At 65.1% G+C, this 23,512-nt stretch carries 24 protein-coding genes; all 24 read right to left on the reverse strand.

Features of this window, described 5'->3' with window-relative positions:
- Nucleotides 1-190: 190 nt before the first annotated feature.
- Nucleotides 191-1,417, reverse strand: coding sequence for a hypothetical protein (locus FB461_RS09515; protein ID WP_142121491.1), 1,227 nt, complete (start codon nucleotides 1,415-1,417; stop codon nucleotides 191-193).
- Nucleotides 1,417-1,899, reverse strand: coding sequence for a hypothetical protein (locus FB461_RS09520; protein WP_142121493.1), 483 nt, complete (start codon nucleotides 1,897-1,899; stop codon nucleotides 1,417-1,419). Before FB461_RS09520 ends, FB461_RS09515 begins: the two co-directional genes overlap by 1 nt.
- On the reverse strand, nucleotides 1,899-4,136 hold the full coding sequence (locus tag FB461_RS09525; protein ID WP_142121495.1) for a hypothetical protein: 2,238 nt from the start codon (nucleotides 4,134-4,136) through the stop codon (nucleotides 1,899-1,901). The genes FB461_RS09520 and FB461_RS09525 overlap by 1 nt, the downstream gene beginning before the upstream one ends.
- Complete coding sequence (locus FB461_RS09530; RefSeq protein ID WP_142121497.1) at nucleotides 4,133-5,356, reverse strand: hypothetical protein; 1,224 nt, start codon at nucleotides 5,354-5,356, stop codon at nucleotides 4,133-4,135. Before FB461_RS09530 ends, FB461_RS09525 begins: the two co-directional genes overlap by 4 nt.
- A complete protein-coding gene (locus FB461_RS09535) occupies nucleotides 5,353-9,564 on the reverse strand; it encodes a phage tail tape measure protein (protein ID WP_142121499.1) in 4,212 nt (1,403 codons plus the stop codon). Before FB461_RS09535 ends, FB461_RS09530 begins: the two co-directional genes overlap by 4 nt.
- A gap of 335 nt (nucleotides 9,565-9,899) precedes the next feature.
- Nucleotides 9,900-10,373, reverse strand: coding sequence for a hypothetical protein (locus FB461_RS09540; protein ID WP_142121501.1), 474 nt, complete (start codon nucleotides 10,371-10,373; stop codon nucleotides 9,900-9,902).
- Nucleotides 10,373-10,858, reverse strand: coding sequence for a phage tail tube protein (locus FB461_RS09545; RefSeq protein ID WP_142121503.1), 486 nt, complete (start codon nucleotides 10,856-10,858; stop codon nucleotides 10,373-10,375). Before FB461_RS09545 ends, FB461_RS09540 begins: the two co-directional genes overlap by 1 nt.
- 80 nt (nucleotides 10,859-10,938) lie before the next feature.
- Complete coding sequence (locus tag FB461_RS09550) at nucleotides 10,939-11,166, reverse strand: hypothetical protein (RefSeq protein ID WP_142121505.1); 228 nt, start codon at nucleotides 11,164-11,166, stop codon at nucleotides 10,939-10,941.
- A gap of 14 nt (nucleotides 11,167-11,180) precedes the next feature.
- Complete coding sequence (locus tag FB461_RS09555; RefSeq protein ID WP_142121507.1) at nucleotides 11,181-11,627, reverse strand: HK97 gp10 family phage protein; 447 nt, start codon at nucleotides 11,625-11,627, stop codon at nucleotides 11,181-11,183.
- Nucleotides 11,624-12,079, reverse strand: a complete 456-nt coding sequence (locus FB461_RS09560) for a hypothetical protein (protein WP_142121510.1) — start codon at nucleotides 12,077-12,079, stop codon at nucleotides 11,624-11,626. The genes FB461_RS09555 and FB461_RS09560 overlap by 4 nt, the downstream gene beginning before the upstream one ends.
- A 1-nt stretch (nucleotide 12,080) precedes the next feature.
- Nucleotides 12,081-12,596, reverse strand: a complete 516-nt coding sequence (locus tag FB461_RS09565; RefSeq protein WP_142121512.1) for a hypothetical protein — start codon at nucleotides 12,594-12,596, stop codon at nucleotides 12,081-12,083.
- 42 nt (nucleotides 12,597-12,638) lie between these two features.
- A complete protein-coding gene (locus FB461_RS09570; protein ID WP_142121514.1) occupies nucleotides 12,639-12,983 on the reverse strand; it encodes a hypothetical protein in 345 nt (114 codons plus the stop codon).
- 63 nt (nucleotides 12,984-13,046) lie between these two features.
- On the reverse strand, nucleotides 13,047-14,471 hold the full coding sequence (locus FB461_RS09575; RefSeq protein ID WP_142121516.1) for a hypothetical protein: 1,425 nt from the start codon (nucleotides 14,469-14,471) through the stop codon (nucleotides 13,047-13,049).
- 101 nt (nucleotides 14,472-14,572) lie between these two features.
- Nucleotides 14,573-15,325 (reverse strand): HK97 family phage prohead protease, encoded by a 753-nt coding sequence (locus tag FB461_RS09580; protein WP_142121518.1) that lies wholly within the window; start codon nucleotides 15,323-15,325, stop codon nucleotides 14,573-14,575.
- On the reverse strand, nucleotides 15,325-16,536 hold the full coding sequence (locus FB461_RS09585) for a phage portal protein (protein ID WP_170222693.1): 1,212 nt from the start codon (nucleotides 16,534-16,536) through the stop codon (nucleotides 15,325-15,327). Before FB461_RS09585 ends, FB461_RS09580 begins: the two co-directional genes overlap by 1 nt.
- Nucleotides 16,537-16,672: 136 nt before the next feature.
- Nucleotides 16,673-17,998: a hypothetical protein gene (locus FB461_RS12035; RefSeq protein WP_170222694.1), complete on the reverse strand. Its 1,326-nt coding sequence runs from the start codon at nucleotides 17,996-17,998 to the stop codon at nucleotides 16,673-16,675.
- A 148-nt stretch (nucleotides 17,999-18,146) separates the two neighbouring features.
- Entirely contained in the window at nucleotides 18,147-18,626 is a 480-nt protein-coding gene (locus FB461_RS09590) for a hypothetical protein (protein ID WP_142121522.1), read from the reverse strand.
- A gap of 132 nt (nucleotides 18,627-18,758) precedes the next feature.
- Complete coding sequence (locus FB461_RS09595) at nucleotides 18,759-19,292, reverse strand: ATP-binding protein (protein ID WP_246046192.1); 534 nt, start codon at nucleotides 19,290-19,292, stop codon at nucleotides 18,759-18,761.
- 375 nt (nucleotides 19,293-19,667) lie between these two features.
- Complete coding sequence (locus FB461_RS09600) at nucleotides 19,668-20,429, reverse strand: hypothetical protein (RefSeq protein WP_142121526.1); 762 nt, start codon at nucleotides 20,427-20,429, stop codon at nucleotides 19,668-19,670.
- Nucleotides 20,426-21,421 (reverse strand): HNH endonuclease, encoded by a 996-nt coding sequence (locus FB461_RS09605; RefSeq protein ID WP_142121528.1) that lies wholly within the window; start codon nucleotides 21,419-21,421, stop codon nucleotides 20,426-20,428. The genes FB461_RS09600 and FB461_RS09605 overlap by 4 nt, the downstream gene beginning before the upstream one ends.
- Nucleotides 21,422-21,646: 225 nt before the next feature.
- Nucleotides 21,647-22,042, reverse strand: coding sequence for a hypothetical protein (locus FB461_RS09610; protein ID WP_142121530.1), 396 nt, complete (start codon nucleotides 22,040-22,042; stop codon nucleotides 21,647-21,649).
- Nucleotides 22,035-22,829: a hypothetical protein gene (locus FB461_RS09615; RefSeq protein WP_142121532.1), complete on the reverse strand. Its 795-nt coding sequence runs from the start codon at nucleotides 22,827-22,829 to the stop codon at nucleotides 22,035-22,037. Before FB461_RS09615 ends, FB461_RS09610 begins: the two co-directional genes overlap by 8 nt.
- On the reverse strand, nucleotides 22,829-23,125 hold the full coding sequence (locus FB461_RS09620) for a VRR-NUC domain-containing protein (protein WP_142121534.1): 297 nt from the start codon (nucleotides 23,123-23,125) through the stop codon (nucleotides 22,829-22,831). Before FB461_RS09620 ends, FB461_RS09615 begins: the two co-directional genes overlap by 1 nt.
- Before the next feature lie 32 nt (nucleotides 23,126-23,157).
- Nucleotides 23,158-23,403: a hypothetical protein gene (locus FB461_RS12160; protein WP_211349890.1), complete on the reverse strand. Its 246-nt coding sequence runs from the start codon at nucleotides 23,401-23,403 to the stop codon at nucleotides 23,158-23,160.
- Nucleotides 23,404-23,512: the final 109 nt, after the last annotated feature.

A 23,512-nucleotide genomic window follows, 5' to 3' on the forward strand; every position in this document is an offset into this window, starting at 1 on the left:
GGGAGGTCTCCATCTTCAGGGTTGGGTGATCGGTCGATCAGAGTCGTGCCACATGCGCCGCACAGGATGAGACCGCCGGGCGGGTGAGCCACCGTGAAGGCCACGTCTCGACTCGGGCAGTCGCTCTGAGCGCAGGCCACGGTAGAAGCGACGAACTCGTCGGGATTGAAATCAGGTTGCATTGCGTCTCCTAGTTGACCGGCCATGACCCGGCGGACATGAGCACGCCCGTTCCCGCAGTCGGCTTGCGGAACGACCACACGCCCGTCGACGCAACCGAACCCCATGCGATCTCCCCGTTGGTGAAAATCGACGGGATGCCGTTCGAGCCAGATGCCGGCCGGTATCCAGTCGGCAGCGTGCAGCACGTGTAGGTCGTGTTGGCGGCGACAGAGGCCGGCACCGTGATCAGATTCCGCATGTACACGGTGCTATCGATCCGCCGGACATACGCAGCGCCGGTATATCCCACTGCTGGCGTGACTGTCACCCACCCGGTGTCGTACGTGTCGTCGTCGTACATGCCGAGGGAGGTGCGGGCAGTGCGCTTGGTGGCGGTGGTGGTGAAGTCGATTGAGCCTGTCAGTTGGAGTGTGCCTGATGAACCGATGCCAACCGCACCCGGAAAGAGCGATATGTCCCCGTACACCCCACCTGGGGCGTTTGGGCTGGGGCTGAGCCATATCCGGTTGGAGTCCTTGTGTTGTACCCCGCCAAATATGTTCAGGAAATTCATGGTGGCGCGCATCCCGCCCTGTATTGCAGGCCCTGTCACCGCGGCGTTCATCATGTTGATGTCCAGGCGGCCGTCGTCCCCTGGAATGGGGGAGAGTTCCCACCGCAAGCCACTAACGGGACCCGTGCGCACCGTCCCCGTGATCGTCGCGTCGACCGCCGTCAGGACCCCACCTGTGGTGATCTGCGTTTTGACGACGTTGCTCGCATCGAAGCCGCGGATCCCGTTCACGCTGTCGAGCTGGATACGAGCACCCGACGCAGCCGTGCGGATGATCGTGCCAGTGATCGTCATACCATCGATCGCGTCGGCCGCCAGCAAGCCCGTCGTGATCGAATGCGCGGCAAGTCGCGCCGCATCGAGCGTGCCCGTCGTGATCTTCGCTGCGTCGATAGCCGCGAGCGCGGCGTTGCCGAATTGGGCGGCGATCCAGGTGCTGCCGTCCCAGCGGGAGATGCGGAAGTCGTGTGCCGTGTCGAACCAGGTGTCGCCGATCTGTAGTGCGCCCATGGCTGGTTCGTCGGGGCCGTAGTAGTTGGTGGTTTTGCCGTCGGCGCTGGTTTGCGCGGAGGCGATCGCTGTGGCGAGTGAGGCGTTCTCGGTGGCTTGGTTCTCGACGGCGAGGTTGAGGGAGGAGATTACTTGCCGGATCTGATCGGGCAGTGTCGATGTGGTGCCCATTACGGGATCCTGCAGGATGCGGCGATGGGGAGGGCGAAGCCGGTTTGAGCGGCGATCGTGGTGTATCCGCTGATGGTGAGCATGCCTGTCGCGGAGACGATGAGCTCGTAGACGAGGCCGGTGGAGGTGACGCCTGAGCCGATGTATCGGGTTTGTGTCGTGTCGAAGGTGCCGGCGGGGAGTTGGCAGATCGCGGTCAGGAGGCCGGCGACGGATGAGCGGGTGAACGCTCCTCGCAGCCAGATCGTTTTGCCTTCGCGCATGATCTGAGGTTGCTGGCCGGCCGTCGAGGCCCAGCCTGTGGCGGGTGTGAGATCCGTCCACGAGGTTTCGTGCTGGGTGGCGCCGGCGGGCGATAGGCCGGCGAGCCATTGCGAGTTGTCGATCGAGGCTTGGACCCACGATGCGCGGCCGGGGACGACTTCACCAGGCCCGCCGTCGGTGAGTTGCGGTGGTGCCACACTGTCTTGCGGGGTTGCCATCAGATGCTCCTCTCGTCAAGCCACCGGATGGCGGCAGCGTTGGTAGTGCCGGCGGCGTTCGCGGTGATCGTTGAGATCAGCTGTGCGTTGGTGAGTCCCGAGAATGCGCGTGCGATGTCGGCGTTGGTGACGCCTAGGACCGCATAGGAGTCGCGTTGCTTGATGCCTACGGCAGATCCGGTCCACTCGATGCCGGTGATGAGTGCTTTGACACGCAGGTCGGTTTCCTCGTCAGCCAGGATCAGGACGTCGCCGAGCTGCTCGCGGAAGTCGGCCGGCCGCTCGACGCCGGTGACGGTCCAGCGCGCCCGCGAGGCTTGCGAGCTGAGCCAGGTCAGGGCCCGGGCCGCGGTCACGGGATCTCCCCACGCCCCCATGTCGACCTGCAACGGAGATCTCGCCACGGCTTCGCCCACACCCGCCGCTACCTCTATCTGCTCACCCGCCGTCGCTGAGACTTCAGCGCGGAGCACGAGATACGGAGCGGCGGCCGAGTTGACCATCGATACCGCGAGTGCGTTGTCGTTGACGATACGGAGTGTGCAGCCGTTGGTGGCGTCCCCGATCGTGAAGATCGTGATTCCGGAGGTGACCACAGTCAGGGACGAGTCGAGGGCCATCCACCTGGATCCGGACGATTCGAGGCCCGTCACGGAGCGCTGCCACGGGGCGTACACGCTGACGGTCATGCCGACGTGCTCGACCGGGATGTCGATGGATCCCTTCGCAGGGACGACGACAGGGTCCGTTGCCTCCCACACGAGGATCGAGCCGGATGCATCGGTACGGATCACCGGCGGGGTCGCGGTGATCGAGACGCGGTCGGCGATGTCAGCCGGGTCCGATGTCCACGGCAAATCCGTGAGCCGGTTCGCGACCTGCAGAACCCGCTTCGGGGTGAGAAGGTCCGTGTCGATCAGCCGTCGGAACATCAGCACGCCGGTTTCCGTGAGCCAGACCGAGGACATCGTCGCAGCGGCGACTTCGCGGATGGTTCCCCACGCGTCGGTCACAGAATCCAGCAGCAGCGCCTGCAGGGTGACGCCGGACGGTTCGATGTGGGCAGTGGGCTCAGCCCAGACAGCCGGGTCGGCCGCGGTCGTAACCTGGATTCCTCGCACAGCGACCGGAGTCGTACCGGCTTTCACCTCGAGTTGCGTGAAATTGTCAGCCGCGGACCGCGGGAAGCCGGACGACACCGTCGCCGAGGCCGTTGCCGACCACGGGGCATCCGGGCCCGACCGGACACTGCAGGTGACGGTCGTGGCGGACGACCGCACAACATGCAACTCGAGGCGATCCGGATGCACTTTCGAGGCTCCCGGCGTCCAAGCCGTCGCCGAGCTCGCCCCGAAATGCGCGGCCGAGAGGTAGAAGTCCGTGGCGTTCCCGGCCGTGTCCTGCAGCCGGATCCGCAATCCCGCCGCGGTCGACCACACAGCCGGCAGGCCGTCGACGTCCAGCGTCACAAACCACTCCTGGAAGATCCACGAGCTCGCGCCCAACCAGCCATCGAGCGCCGTCGAGCGGGCCGGACCGACCTGTCCATCCGGCCACGCCTGCCATCCGGCCGGCGCCCACAACGAGCCCGCGCCACGCGACTGCACGCCACCACGCTCCTGCGTCAGCGACCCCACGAGCGGCATAGCCGCGAGCGCCGCTGCCGACGCCGGCGGGCACGCATGCAGCCCAACGCGCCGCGCGAGCTGCTCGACGACACCCGCGGCCTCAATCGTCCGCGAGCCGCCAGTCGCGTCGATGTGCGGCGTCAACTTGAGCGGAGCGCGCAACTGCGTGGTCTGCTCGAGCAGGTCAATTGTGATCGTCGCTCCGGACCGCGAGCCCGACCGCACCTGCGCGACGAACCGGCCCAACGACAGAGCCGTCCAGCCGTGCGGGCCGTCATGCGACACCACAACCTCGGCCATGAACTCGCCGTCCGGGACCGTGAACTGCGGATCCCGGCGCCACGGCAACATCGAGGCGTGCACTGCTTCCGGCTGGGCGATCACCACCTGCCCCGACCCGATCGACATGCCCGTCGCCCCGCGCACCTGCCCCGGGAGGGTGCCGCCGGTCAGATCCCGTGACACCTGCCACGACACCACACGCGAGACACCCGCCGGCAGTCCATCACGCGCAGGCGGCCACGACCCGCCCGGCACGACCATATAGGCGGACGGCAGGACAGAGTCCGGCGCGTCCTGGTCCGGCCAGCCCGCAGGAAGCACCCTCACGGCACATCACCTGGCCGGCCAATCTCCACAAATTCCACAGTCCAATCGCTGAGTGCATCCCGGCCCGCCTCCGCGATCTGCAGCACCTGACCCGGATCCGACACATGCACGCGCGCCCACGCGCCACGACCCGGCACGAACAGGTCTGGCGGTTCAAAGCCCTCGACAACTTGCAATCCCGAGACAAGACCGGGCTGTGCGCCTCCGGCGAGCGTCACCACAAGCACGCCGTCACTCGACGGCGTCACTGTGACCTCCGCCCGCCCGTCGGCGCCCGCCGTCAGAGGCGCCGCCACGCCAGGGCCAGCAACGGAACCGACCACGGCCGCCGGACCCGCGTCAGTGAATACCGACACATTCACCGGACGAGCACCCCTCACAAGGACCTGACGGACAGCGTCCTCCCCCTCAGCGAGTGTGTAGTTGACGACCAGGACCGGCCCGTAGTTCGAGTGCAGCCCGCCGGAGGTTGCCGTCAATGCCAGGTTGACGTCGGTACCGAAGTCGGTCACGTCGAGGCTGATCGGAATCGTGATCTCGGCATTGCCGAAAGTTGCTGGAAGCGAGCCAATCGGCGCGCCAGCCAAGTCGGGCGCGTTGTTGAATGCGACCAGGTCGGGTGACCAGCCCGCCCCCGTGCGACGGACCGTACCTCCGGTGAGGGCTCCGGATATCGACGGCAACAGTTTGAGGCTCGCATCGAGAAAGGCGGCCCCTGCGGGGAGGAACGGCAATGCAATCCTGGCGAGCAACGACGACGTCGCATCGATACGACAAAGGTTCGGGCCGACCTGGTAGGGGGCCTGCGAATCCACGGTCGCATAACGGGCCTCACGAGTGACCGACCTCGACGAGTTCGCCCCGGGCACAAAAGAGCGCAGCCACAGGCCGTGGCAATCGACGCGGCCGAACCCATCGACGTCAGACCCGGCAACCTGATGCAGGTGCACCATGTTCTCGCGCGCAAGCGAATCGTCGAACAGCCACACATCACCGAGCAGACGCCCGGCTGCCGCCTGCAGGACGCGAGCCTCTCTCGCCGGCATCCACGGACGCAGCTGCAGCGACCAACGGCGCGGCGCGAACGGCGTGTCCCGGATCATGAGCGACCCGTCGTCCATCTGTGTCTCCTCAACCCCACGCGACGGCGTGATCGGCACCTCCGGCTGCACGCCCTCGACTGCCACAAGGCCGCCCAACGGGCCGATGTAGAACGTCACAGTGGCACTCCCCTCACTGTTGCCCCGCGCATCCGGGCGCGTTCCGTCCCCTGCAGGACGATCTTCGCGGCCGTCTCACCACCAACCTCGTTGCGAACGTCGACCCTCCACGACATGCCCGACATAGCAGCCCGGAACGCATCAACCGTGGACAGCGCTGAGAGCTGCCGTTCAGGGCGGGCATACAGCGACGCGTCGAGCGCCGACAACACCCGATGAGTTGACGACGCCGACACCACATGACCGGGCCGATCCGGCCAGTAAACCTCCGGCCCGCCCTCACCAACCAGGATCGGCTCACCAGCCTGCGCACTACCGCCGAGAGCCTTCTTCTTCACCGTCTTCTTCGGTGTCGACTTCTTCGACGAGGAAGCCTTCTTCGACGCCGGCTTCGCAGTTACCTTGCCCGTCACCGTGTCGATCGTGACGTCCGCTGCAGAAGCAAACCCCTTCGCGATCTCCGCTCCGATCGACACACCCTCCGCCGTCAACGTGTCCACAAGCGCCTTCGCTGCGGCATACCCGCCTGCGCCCATCGACTCGCTGACGGCCTGGCCGCCCTGCTGAGACCAGTACGAGATCGACTCCGGACCATCGCCATACAGCAGCGACATCTCTTTGAGCGACTTCTGATCAGCGAGCAACGAATCCGCGAGCGCAGCCCCATCGACGGAGCCGTACCCAGCGACTTCCTTGACCAGAGATGCCGGCGCGCCGGCGGCCGCTAGAGCCTTCAGCTTCCTGCTGAAAGACTTCAGGCGTTCCTTGTGCCCGGTCTTGTAGGTGACCATCGCGGCGCCGGAGGGAGCAGCACCAAACCCGGCCGTCGACGTCAATGACGTCAGGTCGCGCAGGGATGACTCCGCAGACAGCGAACCCGAGACCGACTCGACAACCGACCCCATCTCCTGCAGCGCGCTGTTCGCTTTCTCCATCCGGGTGTTGAAACTCGTGATCCGGGTTTCCATCACCTCACTCAACGCCTTCAACTTCTTGCGCTGAGACGGCGAGAGCGCCGAATCGACCGACCAGGAGCGCAACTGGTCCACCTGCGCCAGGCCACCACCGGACGTCACTGACGTGGCGATCTCTCCACGACGCACCGAAACGGACAACTCTGCAGCGCGGGTCTTGCGTTCCGCCTGATCCGACTTCGCCCGTTTCAACGCTTCTTGAGCGTCCTTATACTCCTGGTCGGCTTCTCTCTTCGTCGCCCGGGCCGCTTTCAACGCATCTTTCGCCGCATCATTCGCGGTCTTCGCGGCGTCCTTCTTCGCCTTGTCCTTCGATGACGTGTCACGAGATTTCCGCGACGCCCGCGTGGCCGCCGCCTCAGCTACCTCGAGCGCCTCCCGCGCTCTCGATGCCGCCTTCTTCGCGGTGTCGCGACGCGAGCGCGCCGTGGCGACAGGACCACCATCCGCGTAGCCATCGAGCAGGCCAGAAAGAAGCCCAGCACGTGCCATCGCCCGCAGCGCAAACATCCCCGAATGCCCGCCAGCACCGTCAACCTCCGAGGTCGTCCACATGTGCTCGCCCGGCATCGCGAGAATCGGCACCGAATCCCTACCCGGCTGACCGCCCTGCACCGGGCCACCAGACGCCATCCCCTTCGAGTTGCCGGCGCCCGTGTTGATCGTGGTCTTGCCATTGGCTTCGACCTTGATCTTGATCTTCCGACCCGAGGCGTCCTGAATGAACTTCGTCAAGGCGTCCGACGCGTCTCCAGTCAGCAGGCTCACCCGCGTGGGGATATCCTCCGGGATCAGACCCAACTCGTCTGCATAGGCTTTGGCTTCCTTCTTCGTCATGCCCCAGTCTTCGGCCTGCTTGACCACTTGCGTGCGGGCACGCTTCACGAGTGCGGCCAGTTCGTCTTGAGAGGCACCAGCCGCGCGCTCTGACTCAACCTGCTTCCACGTAGATTCGACGATGTTGTCGAGCGTCTCCTGATTCTTCCGACCAGCCTCCGTATGCTCGTCGAGAGCCTTACCCGCCTTGATGTCCGCCTCCGCAGCCGCCTTGGCCGCGGACTCACTCATTCTCTGCTTCTGGTACTTGTCAACCAACTCTTTCCTGTAGTCCTCGAGCGCCTTGCTCGAATCGTCGACCGCAGCCTGATAATTACGCTCGGCAGACCGCTGATCGAGGATGACTCCGGCTGCTTCACGCTGCGCGTCAATCTGCTCCTTAAGAGCGTCCGTGTAGTCCTCGGACGACGACGTTCCTTGTTCTACCGCCTCACGGTATTTGTCCGTGGCCGAGGCCACGTTCTGCGTCGCATCAGCATTCTCCTGCGCTTGAATACCGGCTTTGCGGTCCGCCTCCAGTTTGAGCGCGGCTTGCTTCTCCGCGTCTGACAGTGCACTGGCTTCGCTATCTAGGGCCTTCACGAAGTCGTTCGATTGATCGTCCCGGCGAATCTCACCTTGGGCGGCAGTGAATGCGTCGATGCCGGCATTCACCTTCTGAATTGCGTCGGCATTCCCCAAGATGTACTGCTGGAGATCTTCGACCGCGAGCCCATACTCCTCCGCTTCGGTCGTGAGACTCTTGAAATCCTGACCAAAGAAGCGATCAAAGGCGTCGCGCCGATCCGATGACAGTGCATCGTTGATCTTCTGCATTGTCGCTGAGGTTTGAGAACCGACCTCGTCGAGCGTGTCCAGGTATCCCTCAGTGCGCGCCTTGGCATCCGCAGCGGCATTCGCCCATGCAGTGAAAGCCAGGGCGCCGGCACCCACCGCGAGGCCAACCGCCCCTGCTCGCAGAGAAGCCGAGCGCATCGATATGTTGAGCGCAGTCAAAGTGTCCTTGACGCTCTTGAACCCCTTGACGAGTTTGTACGCTCCGGCTACACCGAGCACGACGAGGCCACCCGCACCGACAATCGAGGACGTGGCCGACAACACCGGCTCAGGTATCGACCCGATCGCGTCCACAACGTCCTCAGCGCCCTGCGTGAGTTTCCGCAAGATGTCGTTCGCGCCGGACCCGGACTTGATGAACGCGGTATCGATGGAGCCGCTGAGCTTTTCAAGGTCGCCCTTGAGGTTGTCCATCTTCGTGGCCGCGGTCGTAGCGGCGTAGCCCTGCTCGGAGACCTTCGCGGTCCAGTTCTCTACCTCTGCTGCACCGTTCTTGTACAGGATCTGCGCGGCAGTGAGCTGGGCGTTGCCGAACATTCGCTTGAGCGCGGCGTTGCGTTCCTCATCACTGAGGTTTCCGAGCTTCGACTGCAGCTCGCCAGCGAGCGCAGAGATCCCGATGAACTTTCCCTGCGTGTCATAGGCCGAGATGTTGTACTCATCCATGACCGCCTTAGCCTTCTTCGTCGGCGCGGCCATCGACAACAGCACGCCGCGCAGGCCCGTACCGGCCTTGTCAGCAAGAAGGCCGTTCTGAGCGAAGTAGGCGAGCGTTCCGGAGGTTTCCTCAAGACTCACATCGAGCGACGCCGCGATCGGTCCGACGTACTCCATCGCAGTCCCGAAATCCGAGACCTCACCGGCAGCCTTCCCGGCCGAGGCGGCGAGCACATCCGAGATCCGTGTCGCATCCGCGCCGGTCAGGTTGTACTGATTCATCGTCTTCGCGGTGATCTCCGCAGCGTCAGCCACCTCGAGCTCACCAGCAGCCGCGAGAGACAACGAACCGGTGAGCGCGCCACCGAGTATGTCGTTCGCCTCAACGCCGGCCTTCGCGAGTTCCTCGATCGCGTTCGCCGACTCGGTCGCGGAGTACTTGGTGTCGGCGCCCTGACGGATCGCCTCCTCACGCAGCGCCGCCAGGCTCCCGCGCGCGTCATCACCGGTCGCAGCGACACCCGACATCGCCTCGTCGAAGTCCGCGAACTTCTTCACCGCCACGGCAGTCTGAGCGATCATCATCCCACCGGCCACCATGGCCCCGCGCGCCACTTGCTCACGAGCCTGCGCGACCTTCTGCTCCGCGCGCTCGACCTGACGCGCGGCAAGTTGGCGATCGCGCAGCAGTCGCTTCTCGGAATACGAAAGTTCGCCGGTCCCCTCCAGCACTTTCTTCTGCGCATCGAGGGCACGGTCCTCGACTTGCGCGAGCTTTGCCGCCGCCATCTCGCGATCACGAATCAGGTTCGTCTCGAACGCATTCAACTCCTGGGAGCCGCGCTCAAAAGCCGACGGGTCGAGCCCGATCCGAATCATCACATCACGAAATGACGACGACATCACTCACCCCCTACTTCGGTTTGCGCGAATCTCCACAAGGCAGCGCGAGCAAGTGCCCGCCTCGCCGTGCGCTAGCACTACGTGAGCGCCCGACGCCTTGGCGTCATCACTCGACCTCGCGGTGTCAAGCTGCGCGCACGTCGAGCAGACGTTGACGTGCGTGTGCAGCGGGCCTTCATCGGGGTGGGAACCGCATCCCGAACAGCGCCTCGCTTCGTATTGCTGCCAGCCGATGGCAGCGGACTGGTCGGCTTTCGACCAGCCCAAGAACTGACTCAGCGGGATGCCTCGCGGCCCGCAATAAGCCATGCGGGCCGCGAAGGTGTCATCCCGACTCAGCCTTTTGGGACCGAGCGGTACAGGCCGTCGACGTTGAGCTGCAGCAGCGCGGTGAACAGGTCCGCACGCTCACCACGCGACCACCGATCAGACGCGACCTGCGCGATCCACCAGTCGATGTCCTGCAGGTCCTCGTCGACGGCACACGCCGCCGCAAGGACAGGAGTCGCCGCTACCGGGTCGAGATCCCCGCCGGCGCCGTAGTGAGGCGCGAGGAGTCCCTCGTACACGTCGGAACCGAGCGCCTGGAACACCACCTCGGCATGCTTCGCCTGCCACGCCGACACAGCAGCCTCAAGCTCCGCCTCGAGTTCGGACGTGTCGCCCTGAGACTCCTCCGCGAGCGCGAGAGCAAGACGACCCTTGGCGCGTTCCATCTCGCTCGCTTCACGGCGAGCGTCCTCGACGGGAATCAGGACGCTCGCCGTGCGGCGGCGCTTGGCCTCGAGCTGCTCTTTGATGCTTGCCATCAGGCAGTCGCCGGAATCTCGACGTCCTCGGCGGGCGGCGCGGTGATCGCGAAGCCGATCGTGAGCTGGAAGCCCTGATCGCCGGTGGAGCGGACCTTGCCGACTGAGGTCACTCGGACCGGGAAGACGTCCATCGGCTGGTCCTCAACGTCGCCACCGTCCATGAAGATCAGATAGCCGTCGGTGTCGCGCGGGAGCTGCTTGCGCAGGTCGTCGCCCTCGAGGTCCGCGTACACGGTGAGGGTCGAGTCCTCGGAGTTGATCCGACCCGGGATCTTCGCGACGAACCGGCGGCCGTAGTCCGGGACGTCGATCGTCCCACCGGAGGTGTTGAAGCCACTGATGTCAGCGACCTCATCCTGAATCTCGAGTGCCGCGGTGAGTTCGGCGCGGGTGATGACTTCGGGATCCGCGAGCGTAGTCGCGAAGAGGATCTTGGTGATCCCGACCGCGAAATACCGCTTCGTGGCGTTGGCTTTCGTCATGATGCTGCCCTCCTAGGCGTGTTCTGGGAATGGCGAAGGGCCCGCACAAGGCGGGCCCTTCGGGAATTCAGTGTGGGTTGTTACTTCTTGGTCTTCGCGCGGCTTGCCGACGGTTCGACATCTGCCGGGTTGGTGACGTCGGGCGACGGCGGTTCGACTTTTTCCGGGTCGGTGACGTCGGGCAACGGTGCGGCGGTAAGGGCGCCTTCACGCCAGCCTGCTTCTTTCCACTTCGGCACGGAGGTCGCCGGGACGAGCGATTCGCGCCGGAGTGTTGGGTGGTGGATTGTGACGAACTTGGTGGCCATGATGGTCCTCCCTTTCAGGTTGATGATGCGATTTTCGCGATCATGTCGTCCGCGACCTTCTCGATCTTGTCGTTCAGCTCGATCCGGGTGTCACGCACGGCAGGTGCCATGTAAGGACGCGCCTTCTGCTTGACCCACTCGCGCTTGTTGCCGAACACAGGGTGCTCGAACATGCCGCCTTGCGCCGTGATGCCCTCCATCACTCGGGCGTGCGGAGCCTTCGCGAGCGACGCCCGCAGGATGATGCGAGGACGGGACGATCGGAACGAGACCTGCAGCGAGATCGACGACGGAATCCGAGACGAAAACGATGCGTTCGAGATCGCGCGCTGCTCGGTGTCCCTCCCGGCCTCCGTCAGGGCCCGACGCGAGAGTTTGCGGAACTCCCGGGGAGCGTCCTGCAGCGCCGCTGTCAGGCGCTTCAACGCGTCGAACTTGTATTCGACGGTCGCGCCGCTCACAGCAACCCCGCGCCGGAGATGTAGAACTGCACGACCAGGGATGCACCCTGGTCAGTCTGATACGGCAGCCAGGACACGTCCCCGTCCATCCCTGCGCGATCCCAGATCCCGGCATGCACCTGCTCGGCGCTCACGCCGGCGTCGATCGCGCCGAGGATCGCTACCGCCTTCGCGCGCAGAGCGGACATGTCGTCCATGCCGGTGAAAAGCGACAGCATGAAACCGACCGACCAGTCCTCACGCTGCCGGATGCCACCTCGGCCCTGCTGCGCTGTCACCGTCGAGTTGTAGCCAGACCGTTCCCCCTCAGGCATGCCGACGAACAGCGCGTCGTCATCGGTCTCACCGATGATCGGCCCGTCGACCACCTGCACGCCCGGCGCTGCGGCCACGCAGATCTCCACGAGACGTTCCACGACCGCGGCTATCCGCGTCAGAGGCTGCTTGTCCATGTCAGATCGTCGGCAACAGATACGGTGCGACGATCTCCGCCGCACGGTTCGGAATCGCGAAACCCGTCTTGCCCGACGTGTCCGCGACCGGAGTGATCGCCCCAGCCTGCTTCCCGGCGCCGCGCCGCGGCGTGAACAGTTGGGAGCCGACGAGCTTGATCGCCAGGCGCATGCTGTCTGCCGGCAAGACCCGCGGCCGCACCGTCACCGCGTACGCCCCGGCCTCAACCGATGACAGCGTGACGATCGCGGCCGCGAGCCGCACCGACGTCGGCGTGACTTCGACCCCACTCGGAGAGACCACCGACACCACCTCCTGCAGGTCGAACGCCGGCAAGAGGAGACTCGACCCGCGCGGCTCCACCCGATAGGTGACCTCGTCGACGCCGAGCGGCCCAACCGCACCCTCGCACCACGAGATCGCAGAGTTCAACGCCTCATCGAGCGCCGGGCCGTTCGAGGCGTCATCCGCCCACGCAGCCACCTTGAGATAGTCCGCGAAGTCTTTCAACGTCACGAACCGCTCATCAGGGTCAGGCGGAGTCCACGCCATGAGCGACTACGCCTCAGCCTTGCCCGCGGCGTCGTCGGCGTCGCCACCCTCAACCGTGCCCGCGGCGTCGCCCTTTACTTCCGGGTCGGCGGCCGAAGTGTCGGAGGGTTTGACTGCACCTCTCGGCGAGCCCTTGCGCGTGGTCGAGGGCTGCTGGTCACCCTGCAGTTCGACCTTTTCGGCGGGAGCATCGAGGGATGGCAGCTTCTTCAACTGCTCCTCGACCTGCTTGGCTCGCTTGGTCAAACCTCGCGAGACGTAGCCCTGCCGCTCCGACTCGAGCGCCGCACGAAGGTGCTCACGATCGGCTACTGCAGCTCGTGCCTCAGCCGCTTCCTTTGCTGACGTCATCAGATCGTCCTTTCCATCCGGTGGGGTGTGGGGACGCCGCGGCGCGACGTCCCCACACGGTGACTAGAAGACCGGGGCGACCAGGCCGGTGCCGGTGATCTTCTGGTGGACGGCCTTGGGCGAGCCCTGGTCGTCGACCACCCGGTTGAACACGGCCGCGTAGTAGCCCCACACGACCAGGTCGATACCGAGCTTCTTGGCCTGCGGCTGGTCGGCACGGATGAACAGCGGCGCCGAGGGGTCTTCCCACAGGTGCGCTTCCTGCCGAGCGACCACGACCACGACGTCCTCGTTGGTGCCCGCGCCGAGGTTGTTCGGCAGGTTGTTGTCCGTGATGATGTCGCCACCGTTGGGCAGGTGTCCGCGAACGCCAGACTTGTACGGGTTCTCCGCGTTGGTGCCGAGGTTGAGCTGCGGAGCGCCGCCAGTCGCGAGGATCGGCCACTTGTCCGTGAACTGATTCTGCAGCCACGTGTAACGGCGGCCGCGCATCAGAATGAACAGATCGTCGTCGTCCAGGTCCTGCAGGACGTCCTCGACGTTCGCCGTGCCCTGCAGGATCTTGGCATACAGCTCGAGCGCGGTCGGGTCCGCGTCGGTGTACGTGACCGCGTTCGACACAGCCAGCAGGCCGGTGGTGGCCCGGTTGATCAGCTGGCTGTCGAGGTTCTGGTCGTACGCCTTGAGGATGTCCCCGAGCACGATGTCCTCGATGCCGATACCACGGTCGACCGCCTGGCGGGAGATCGTCTGGGAACCGGCCGCGGTGCGGATCCGCGATGAGATCAGCTCGTCCTCGTAGTCCGTCTCGGACACGGTGTCGAGTTCCGACACCTGATCGGCGACGGTGGTCTTCGCCTTCTGCCGCGGGATGTAGATATCCATGCCCGTGGCCGGCAGCGTGTGCTTGCGGCAGGCGTCCGCGAACTTACGGCCCGGACGTCCCTTCGGTGCGTACAGCTCGACCAGGTACTGCGGGACAACCGTGCCCGGAGCGCCGCCCGTGGTCACCCCGCGCTCGACCGTCGCACCGCGTAGCACGCGCTCTTCGGCCATGTGACGGTTGAGACGCTCGCGCGCCGCCTGATTCCCGAGGAACGAGCCGGTGACGTCACGCAGGAACTGCAAGCCCTGCGGGTCCTGATCCTCGCGATAGGTCCGAGGCTCACTCGTGACCTGAGTCGCACTGCGGTCCTGGACAGTGCCGTCACCGACGTCGCGGGTCTGCGGCACCTCGCTGGTGCGCGACTGGAGCGAGTCGAGTTCGGCCTGACGGGCCTGCTCTTCCTCGAGATCCGTCACACGTGCTCGAGCCGTCTCGATCTGCTCATCGAGCCCGGCGCGAGCAGTGCGGAGTTCGCTGATCTGCTCGGCCGACGGCGACGCCGAAGCCGAGAGTTCAAGGAATCGGTTGGCGATGTCATTGCGCTGAGAGATCAGCGCGTTGACGTTGTCTCGGGCCTGCTTCAAAAGAGCCGCGAAATTCATGATTGTTCCTCTTTCGGGAGTTGTCGTTGCTGTGACAGCGACAGGCGGTCACCGGACAGTCCGTGGAGCATCCGGCCCTTACGCGACGCTTGCGAAGCCGATCAGATGAACGGCAGAACCCGGACGTCGTCCGACGTGACCCGGGGAGAAGGAGTAGCCGACCGTGCCTGCAAGTCAGCCAAGATAGTGAGTGCGGTAGCGTCGTCGACGCCGCGCACGAGCTCGCGCACATCCGCAGCGCGCAGACCAGCGCCGACCGTGTACGGGTTCGCGCCGTACGCGACGATCGCCACATCGCCACGGTGAATGTCGACCTCCGTGATGCGGTACTCCGTGTAGTCCGGCGACCACTGACCGCGCACGATGCGGAACTTGAAACTCATCTCATCGATGAGCCCGCTGCGAAGTTTCGGCGCGATGTAAGCGACATCCGGATCCGCCGCGTCCAGTGCCGGCGCCTCCACACGCAAACCGATCTCGTCCTCCGCGAGCGCGAGGGTTCCGTTCGTCGTTCGGGCGATGCGGCGCAGTGAGTCGTGCTGCAGGACGAGAGGCACGTCAAGGTCGGCCCGGGCGAGCGAGTTGGCTGCGGCACCGGCTGCGACAATCTCGGTGTAAGGGCCGTAGAAATCCCACATTTCGTAACCGCGTTCGTAAACGCTTGCGTAGCCGGAGAAATGCAGGCCGGTGCCGTCACCGGTCTCGCGCAGTTGCAGGCCACGCGTCGGTGCCGGCGCGAAAGCGCCCGAATCACTGTTCTCTGCACAGCGGCGCTTGGACGGGCGGTCAGGTGGTGCTGCGACGCATGCAGCGCGCCGTTCCCCAGCCTCGCGCAGGAGTGTCTCGTGGTCCATCAGGAACCTCCCGTGATCTGTGATTGATTGCGAGTCCGCACACCGAACAGGCGCTCGAACTGGACGTACTGCTGCTCCGTGAGCTCTGGGCGGTCCTCGAGCGTGCGGATCTCGTCCGGGGTGATCGAGCGGGACTCGATCTTGAGCTTGAGGACCTCTGCGCGCGTCTTGGGGTCCATCGCCAGGACTGCATCTCGATTCAGCTTCACGAACCGAGATCCCGGCGCGACTCGTGACAAAGCGTCCTCACGGCGTTTGACTGCGCCGCCGAGGTTCATCACCATCAGTTGCACGTTGCGTTCGGTGATGTTCGCGTAGTTGATCGTGGAGGAATCCACGTGGACGTCGACGAGGTCCGCCGGCACACCGAAGAAGCGGGTGAGTTCCAGGTCGGTGTAGTTCTGCTGCTCGAGGAACTGAGCCTCTGCAGCCTTCGCGGACAGCGGCTTGTATTCCCAGTCTCTGCCCGTCACGAAGACGTCGCCGGTGGACATTGACGCGGCGAAGCGCTCCTTGATCGCCTGCGCCTGGTCGCTCTCCACTTTGACTTCGCTGTTTCGCAAATGCGCGGAAGGCGATGCGCCGTTCTCGAACCAGTCGACGGCGAACTGGGCTGCGGCCTGCGCGCCGGCGACCGTCAAAGCGGAGTAGGCGATCGGCGACAGGCCGATAGGCAACCCAGGGTAGGTGAACTGGCGTTCGTGCCAGATGAATCGGGAATCGACCTTCTCGCCGGCCACCCTGTATTCGACGATCAGGCCGTTCTTGATTCGGGCGACCACGTCCATCGTGTCGACCAGGTCGACTCGTGCCGGTTTACCTGCAGCGTCGACCTTCTTGACGATCCCGAACGCGTTTCCGTGCTGGTCGAGGGAGACCTGCGAGGAGTAGATCCACTCGCCGATCGGCATCGGCTGACCGTCAGAGATCTGCGACGGCTCCACCAACAGCGGCGGCGGATTCACGGCCACGGACAGTCCAGCGACTTTCGTGAAGACATCGACCGGCATCATCGAGATCAGATCCGCGCGCAGACGCTGCGCCGCCCACACCACCGACTGCGCGAGTGCGCCGCCAGGGCCGCGCGAACCACCCGACCGCGAAAACCGCGACGGGACGAGCATCTGCGTGCTGGCTTCACGCCGACGGAAGAGACTCATCGACGTGCCCGCTTCCGCGCCGACCTGCGTCGTGGCAGGTCGACCAGCCACGAGACCGCCACCAGGCCCACACCTGCAACGAACACACCGGCCGGTGTCCACCATGCGCCTGCAGCGAGCGCGAGCGCAATGACGATGAGAACAGCTCCGAGGAGATCTAGCACTGTCGTGATCAATGAATGCACACTCACTCCTCTGCGTTCGATGTCGCACCCGGCACGGAATCGAGCGGGTCGTAGTTAGGTGCGCGGTGGGACACCCACCCGGCGCGCACGAGCGTGAGCGCATACAGCGCGGTGATGTCATCTTCTGACTGGCGGCGTCCCCAAATGAACGCGTCGCCCGAATAGCGTTTCTCGGCAGCCGCGAGCGCGTCATCAACCTCCGGGACACCGGAGTGCACGATCGTCTCTGCGAGCGCCGCGTCGAAGAGCGCACCACACGCGTCAGCGCGTTCCTGACGGCCGAGACGGATCACCTCGAAGTTCTCGTCGACCAAATCCTGCTCGAGCGACCCGGCCGGCCCTGAACCGTCGATCACGACCTGGTTGCCACCGAACGTCTCACGGAGCTTCTTCAGATGCCGGACGACCCAATCAGTTCCTTGCTCGCGTGCCACGAGCTCAAGGAAGCAATTCCCCGTGACGTGCTCGGCTGCCATCCCGACCGACGTCCAGTCACGTTCCGGTGAGACGTCAATCGACCACATCGGGACGCCATCCCACTCGATCTCTTCCTCAGTCGAGAGGCACTGCTTCCAGGCGCCCTTCGGGATCGCCCACGGCTTCTCATCCGCACGCGGCCACCAGCCCAGATACGCGCGGTTGAACTCCACCGGTCCGGAGGTGTCCATCCGGTCCTTCTCCGCCATGATCAGTTCCAGCTCGATCGTGAACCCGACCGCCGGATGACACGCCGCGATCACCAACGGATCATCACGGTCCGCGTCCTCCGGGGCGGAGAACTCGAAGTAGGCGATCCTCGACGGCAAGCCAGCTTCGACACGCGCCCGCCCTGCCTCGACCTTGCCCCACAAGAACTTCGAGTCAGAGTCACCAGCCGCGGAGGTCACCCACGTCTGCGCGCCGATCACCGTGATCATCGTCGGGCCGACCGCCTGCTCGATCCGGGCGTCCGCGTGAGCGAACGCCTCATCGATGTGCGCTTCGGGCAACGTGTCACCGTGAATCGACGTCTTCTTGCCCGGGGCCGCGATCACGATCTCGGATTTGTTCCGGAATCGGACCGTCTCCGACCCGTTCGTCCACCGCGGATTCCCGAGATACGGCGCGAACGGAGAATTATCCAGCGGCTCGTAGAACGACTTCTTGAGCCGCCGCAGAGACATGATCCGATCCTGCGCCGTGTACAGCACGGAGGATCGCGGATCCGTCAAGCAACGGTGCGACACCTTGCCGCGAGAGAGCGACGTCTTCCCGGCCTGCCGAGGCACGACAATGATGACCTCGCGATACCAGTACTTCCCGGTTCGTGGATCAATCTCACATGCCACTTGGGCAACGTGCCGCTGCCACGGCATCGGCACGCCATCGATCCTACGGATGATCCCGCAGACCTCGCCGCCACGTGTTTCCCGCGTGGGATCACGCGGCGTCGCGAACCTCGGAACCGCCTCCGGCAGCTGCGCCGGAAGCAGGAGGCTACCCATCGCTCAGCAGCGAACCCAGATCATTCGGGACCCCGGCGCCCGAACCCGAGGGCAGACGCCGCAAGCGGTCAAGGATGTCGAGCATCCGCAGCTGCACACCCGAGAGCACATCGAGGCGGCCGTGCACCGAAACCTGGTCGACGACGCGAGCATTCGCCCGTGCGAGCATCCCCAAAGTGTCCTTCCACGGCGGGCCACCTTGCAGTTCGGCGAACTCCGACGCGAACGCAGCCTCGATCGGACCGTCCGCGAGCGTGCGATCAATCACCAGCGGAGCCTGCGAGCCATCAGCCGGCTCAACAAGATCTGCGAGCGCCTGAGCCTGAGCCTTCTCCACCTCGCCGACCTCGCGAGCCTCATCCTGCTTCCGGAGCCGCCAGGTACGGTTCGCCTTCGAATGACCAGACCGGCAGACCTCGCAACGGCAGCCGCGACGGTAACCAGAGTTCCCATGCTTGAGTTCTCGAGCCATCACCACAACCTCCCCTCACTGCGTGGGGCGCCACCGGGACAGAAACGGGGAGAGAGAACGGGCGGTAGGGCGCGGGTCAGCCGCCGTCTCGGTTTCAAAAAAGAATCGTTGCAATTCCAACGTTTTCGCATGTCACTGCTCGACCGGCAGCCGCACCCCAGACCGGGGCCGAACCGCCCCGTCGACCGGGATGCGGACGCCCGATGACGGCCGCTGAGGCCGGTCGATCGACCAGCCCTCGAACGTCTCGACCCCATCACGGGTATCGAACCGCTCGAACCAGGTCGCCGCCGCCGCGATCTCGCGGTGACGACCAGGACGGCCACGCTGGTTGATCCGGCGCACGCACTCATCAAGAGCCGTGGTCAGCACGTAGCAGGCAGTCGCGTCAGTCAGCGCCGACCACCGTGCACGAGCTCTCGACGTCGGAGCCGACCTGATCACCACGGCCCGCGCATCCGAACGCCGACCGAGATCCCGCAGCGCATCCTGAAACCCGCGCTCCGTGTGCCACTGCCTATCGTCACGGTCGAACACCTCAAGGCCAGACTGCCTGGCCGCCGTGGTCTTACCAGCACCGGGCGGACCAGCGAGCACAACGACGATCCGCGAATCGTCACGCGTCAACGGCAACCGAACCGAGCTGCGTGGCATGAGCTGCGGCAAGCGCGGACTATTAGCCCGCGCCGAGTTACAGCCGTAGTGCGCCGGGCGCAGGTTCCACAGTGCTGTCGGATGCCCACCGTCCTCAAGCGGCACGATGTGGTCGACCGATGGGCCAAGCGGATGCCGAGGCCGGAGACCGAAGATGATCTCGCGCGTCGGCTTGCGGCACGCCGGCACTTCACACAGCGAACCCGGCGGACAGACCTGCGCGACAAGCCGACGCCAAGGCCGGCCTTGACGACCACGACGAGGATCCCATTCATCGAGCATCGTGCCTCCCAACGACGAGAGGCCCGAACCGAATGGTCCGAGCCTCCCGCGGCGGTCTCCCTACAAGACACTGCCAACGTAATGAACGTTAGCAGGACAAGCTTGTCAAGCACCCTCATTTCTGAACGTGGCGGCGTGTCGCGCAAGCAGGTCGCCAATGCGGAAGAGCGGCTGTCCCTTGACGTTCATCCGCACCGCAGCAACGTCACCACGTTTCCTCCACTTGCGCACGAGATCCGCCGTCAGCTTGATGCCCATCTCATCGAAGAGTCTCTCGGCATCAGCCGCAGTCACCAAGTGATCGCGGACACGCCGCAACGTCTCATCCCGCAACGTCGGCACGTCTACCTCCGCACCGCAATACCGGCAACCCGCGATCACGGCAGTAGCACTCGCATGCACCTCATGCCCACAGCTCGAGCACTTGCCCACGTACGGATGCTCAGGCGGCGCATCGGTCGACCGGCGCACACGCCGCACCGCCGACACCACAGCAGCGATCGCCTCCGGCCCCGACGGATGACGAGACAGCCACCCCGACGACTCACGCAGATACGTCCCGACTTCCGACCATGCCGCCGGCACCGGATGACCACGCACCGCCGCGACCCAATCGACCCACTTCAAGACGGCCTGCCGTGCAGTCCAGGCAGTCTCGACCACCAGCACGTCAATCGGCAACGGACGGTCAGACCCGCGTCGGCCACCACCGCCACCGAACCGGAGCTGCTTCCCGATCGCCGCATCAACGTCATCCATCAGCCCACCGAGATCAGAGAGCAGACCACGGAACGTCCCGACGCAACCACGGCAGACATACCAGTCAGGACCAAGCTCAGCACCACAGCCACACACCCGATCGCTCATTGACGCCTCCCTCGACCGCCACGCTTACCCCGACGCTTACGAGGTGGCCCACCCTTGGCAACCGCGCCCCCCGCACCTGACCGATCAGGCCCAGCCCGTCCCTTACCTTCCATCCCCGTCCCGTCCCGTCCCGTCCCGGGAGAACCGGTTCCGTCCGCCCTGCGAGGTTGTCCGAGGTTAGGTTGAGGTTTCGGAGCAGGCTCGTCCACCTCGCGCGCCATGTCCTCAGCCCTGTCCGGCGCTGCGGGTCGCACAGCCTGCTGGCGTGCGGGATCCGCTGCGGCCGCGACCGGCGAGGTCTCGTCGCTGCGATGGGTCTGGACGATGTGTCGGTCCGGGAACTGCCGCTGCAAGTACTGCGCGGTCTCACGCCCGTACAACGGGCGAGGTGGCGGCGGCAGCAACTCGTGCTCCCGCGCCCACTTCTCCGGATCCTGCCCGCGCGTGCCGTTGCACGTCTTGCAGGCCACCACAGTGTTCTCCGGCGTCGCCTCGACCTTCGGATCAAGATCAAGGTGATCCACCTCGGCATGCCGACCCGACTTTGCCGTACCGGACCAATGCACGACGATTCCACACCACCGGCAATTGTCACCGTCACGCAGACGGATCTCACGCTTGAGCCGGTCCGAGCGGCGCCCCTGACGGTTCGCCTTCTCCGCCTCGAGCTCATCACGCGTGCGCACGTGAATGAAATCCGAATCGGCACGGATGATGAACCCCGACTTGCGCCCCGCAATCGGCGCAACAGGTGTCACCAGCCCGACCGCGACCAGGACGCCGATCAACGCGTCCGCACGCGGCCCGGCCACCTGCAGCGCCGTACCGTAATTCGTCAGATAGTCGGTCTTGTGCCCAGCCGACAACGTCGCGCACACGGTGAGGAAACCCAGCGCCTCAAGCATGAGACGGTCGTCCGCCTCCGCGAGCGCCCGGATCTCGAGCAGATCCGGATAGGTGGCGATGTTGTCGCCAAATCGGGCCCAGGGCATGGATTGGCCTTTCGGTCAGTCGGAGCAGCCGGCGCATTCGCCGGTCTGCGGGTTGATGGGTTTGCCGCACGCCGTGCAGCGCTCAACGCGGTAGGCCATCACGATCACCTCCCTTCTGTTCCCAGGGCAGGGGCCGGCGATGCGGCGCCACAGCCCGCTTGCCCTTGTTCAAGCTCGCCAGACGCCGCTTGAACTTCCGGAAGGTACGGGAATGCGATCTGGCGGTCATGACTTGGCTTCTTTCTTGGAAGGGAACACGAGCTCGAGCCCTGTAGCGGTCGGGCATTGCGAGGTGAGGAATGCCGGCGCAACGACTTTGGCCAGTCGAATGATGTTGGGGACATCGGTGTGCAGGCAGTCAAAGCGATGGCCTCGAATTGACGCGTCGATGTCCTGCGTGGATGCGTACGCAGTGATGAAGGCCCGCGTACCCGGCACCTTGTACCTGAGCGGCACCTGCTCCTCGAGTTCGAACGCACGCAGAATGCCGCGCACATCCGTCACTCGCCCGGCGAGGACCAGCAACGGAAGACATCCCCGCAGCGCATGCCTGATCGCGTCTTGCCCCACGTGCTCAGCCACCTCACGACTCGACAAGGACCCCGTCACGTGCTCACTCACTATCGGCACCTTCTTTCGTGATGGGTTGGAACAGAGGCGCGAGCTGCCGTTGCCAGAGGTCTGCGAGGTTCTCGGCCTGCTCAGCCTCAGCGTCAGGTGCGCGCTCACTGCCGGACACGATGCCGACGGCATCCTCCGAGACGTGCACGATCAAGCCGTGCACCGTCTCGAAGGTCCGCAGGGTCAGGTCAGGTATGCCGTACGCCTTCGCGGACTTGATGAACGGCTCGAGCCGCTTCACCGATACCCGCGCACGGTCCTGCACTGAGGGTTGTGTGAGCAGATTCCTCAGCACCAGTCGGGCGAGATCCGGGAACCGGGGCGCCTTGTCATCCGCCGGCGTCGACCGCAGCCGCGGCACCGTCAGAACCCGGTCGAGATCGTCGAGCATGCCGGCGGACTCGATTACGGTCACCTCCGTGTCCGTCACCCGCACCCGGAACCCGTTGTGTTCCCACACCGACCGCTCATCCTTGTCCGCCGGCGGAGCGAACACCGACAAGATCTCGCGCGCCGACCTCGGCTCAATGTCAATCACCGGCATCTCGGACGACCAGATCACATCGATCACATGAGCCCGGGCCGTGATCGCCGTGTATGACGACGTCGCCATCACAATCAGAGTCCGCTCATCCGCGAGCGCGAGGCGGATTCGGTGTGTGCTGTCGGTGTCTCCGACGTGTGGGAGGACGGCGGCGAGTGCGCAGCGCAGTGAGACGCGGGAGACGTTCATGTCGAGTTGCGGGAGTTCGGTCCCGGCGATTGCGGGGATGTCGATGGTCGTCATCACGGTTGTCCTTTCAGGTCGTTCAGGATGGTCCCGGCGAGCAGGTCGGCAGGGCGCCACACGGCTGCGTCGACGCCGACGGCGGTCAGAGCGTCGAGCCATTCCTGCTGGGCGGGCGTCACGCGGCCGGTCTGTTTTTTGAGTTCGCGGAAGATGCTGCGGCGCTGGCCGACGTGGACCAAATGCAGATCCGGATAGCCCGGCTGGCTCCGGCGACTGTCGTGCGTGTGATAGGCCATCCAGCCGTGTACGTCCGCGAGCGCGAGCACCGTGTCCTGCAGGTCGCGTTCGAGCATGGCGGCGATCGCGTGATCGCGTGTTGACGGCGTCATAACGTGGCCCTCAGTCTTCCGAGCACGACGGGGTCAGCGATCGTCGTCAGTCCGAGCGCGCCCTTGTACGGGATTGGGTCGATGGGGCGCGGGTTGGCGAGTGCGATGTGCCAGCAGTCGCTCAGCGCCCACGGTGAGCAGCCAAATGCGCCGTCGAGGCAGTCAGACCAGTGATGCGTACCAACGAGATCCACCACGCCGATGATCTGGCCACGGACGCTCAGCCGGTCTGCATGTCGCATCGGGCCATCTGTCAGAGGCGCGTTCAACCAGGCCGAATCGGTTGGTGACGCGCCAACCAGACCCGCATGAATCGCCACTGGCCCGCGATAGTCCCCGGCAATGTTCCGC

It is taken from the genome of Rarobacter faecitabidus, assembly GCF_006716265.1.
In the GTDB taxonomy this organism is placed as follows: Bacteria; Actinomycetota; Actinomycetes; order Actinomycetales; family Cellulomonadaceae; genus Rarobacter; species Rarobacter faecitabidus.

What these genes read in the sequence shown, in the direction of transcription:
- FB461_RS09575 (WP_142121516.1), bottom strand. Translation starts at nt 14,471, where the DNA reads ATGAATTTCGCGGCTCTTTTGAAGCAGGCCCGAGACAACGTCAACGCG.
- FB461_RS09590 (WP_142121522.1), bottom strand. Translation starts at nt 18,626, where the DNA reads ATGGCTCGAGAACTCAAGCATGGGAACTCTGGTTACCGTCGCGGCTGC.
- FB461_RS09570 (WP_142121514.1), bottom strand. Translation starts at nt 12,983, where the DNA reads ATGACGTCAGCAAAGGAAGCGGCTGAGGCACGAGCTGCAGTAGCCGAT.
- FB461_RS09615 (WP_142121532.1), bottom strand. Translation starts at nt 22,829, where the DNA reads ATGACGACCATCGACATCCCCGCAATCGCCGGGACCGAACTCCCGCAA.
- FB461_RS09620 (WP_142121534.1), bottom strand. Translation starts at nt 23,125, where the DNA reads ATGCTCGAACGCGACCTGCAGGACACGGTGCTCGCGCTCGCGGACGTA.
- FB461_RS09580 (WP_142121518.1), bottom strand. Translation starts at nt 15,325, where the DNA reads ATGGACCACGAGACACTCCTGCGCGAGGCTGGGGAACGGCGCGCTGCA.
- FB461_RS09520 (WP_142121493.1), bottom strand. Translation starts at nt 1,899, where the DNA reads ATGGCAACCCCGCAAGACAGTGTGGCACCACCGCAACTCACCGACGGC.
- FB461_RS12160 (WP_211349890.1), bottom strand. Translation starts at nt 23,403, where the DNA reads ATGCGACATGCAGACCGGCTGAGCGTCCGTGGCCAGATCATCGGCGTG.
- FB461_RS09515 (WP_142121491.1), bottom strand. Translation starts at nt 1,417, where the DNA reads ATGGGCACCACATCGACACTGCCCGATCAGATCCGGCAAGTAATCTCC.
- FB461_RS09545 (WP_142121503.1), bottom strand. Translation starts at nt 10,858, where the DNA reads ATGACGAAAGCCAACGCCACGAAGCGGTATTTCGCGGTCGGGATCACC.
- FB461_RS09600 (WP_142121526.1), bottom strand. Translation starts at nt 20,429, where the DNA reads ATGAGCGATCGGGTGTGTGGCTGTGGTGCTGAGCTTGGTCCTGACTGG.
- FB461_RS09550 (WP_142121505.1), bottom strand. Translation starts at nt 11,166, where the DNA reads ATGGCCACCAAGTTCGTCACAATCCACCACCCAACACTCCGGCGCGAA.
- FB461_RS09560 (WP_142121510.1), bottom strand. Translation starts at nt 12,079, where the DNA reads ATGGACAAGCAGCCTCTGACGCGGATAGCCGCGGTCGTGGAACGTCTC.
- FB461_RS09605 (WP_142121528.1), bottom strand. Translation starts at nt 21,421, where the DNA reads ATGCCCTGGGCCCGATTTGGCGACAACATCGCCACCTATCCGGATCTG.
- FB461_RS09540 (WP_142121501.1), bottom strand. Translation starts at nt 10,373, where the DNA reads ATGGCAAGCATCAAAGAGCAGCTCGAGGCCAAGCGCCGCCGCACGGCG.
- FB461_RS09535 (WP_142121499.1), bottom strand. Translation starts at nt 9,564, where the DNA reads ATGTCGTCGTCATTTCGTGATGTGATGATTCGGATCGGGCTCGACCCG.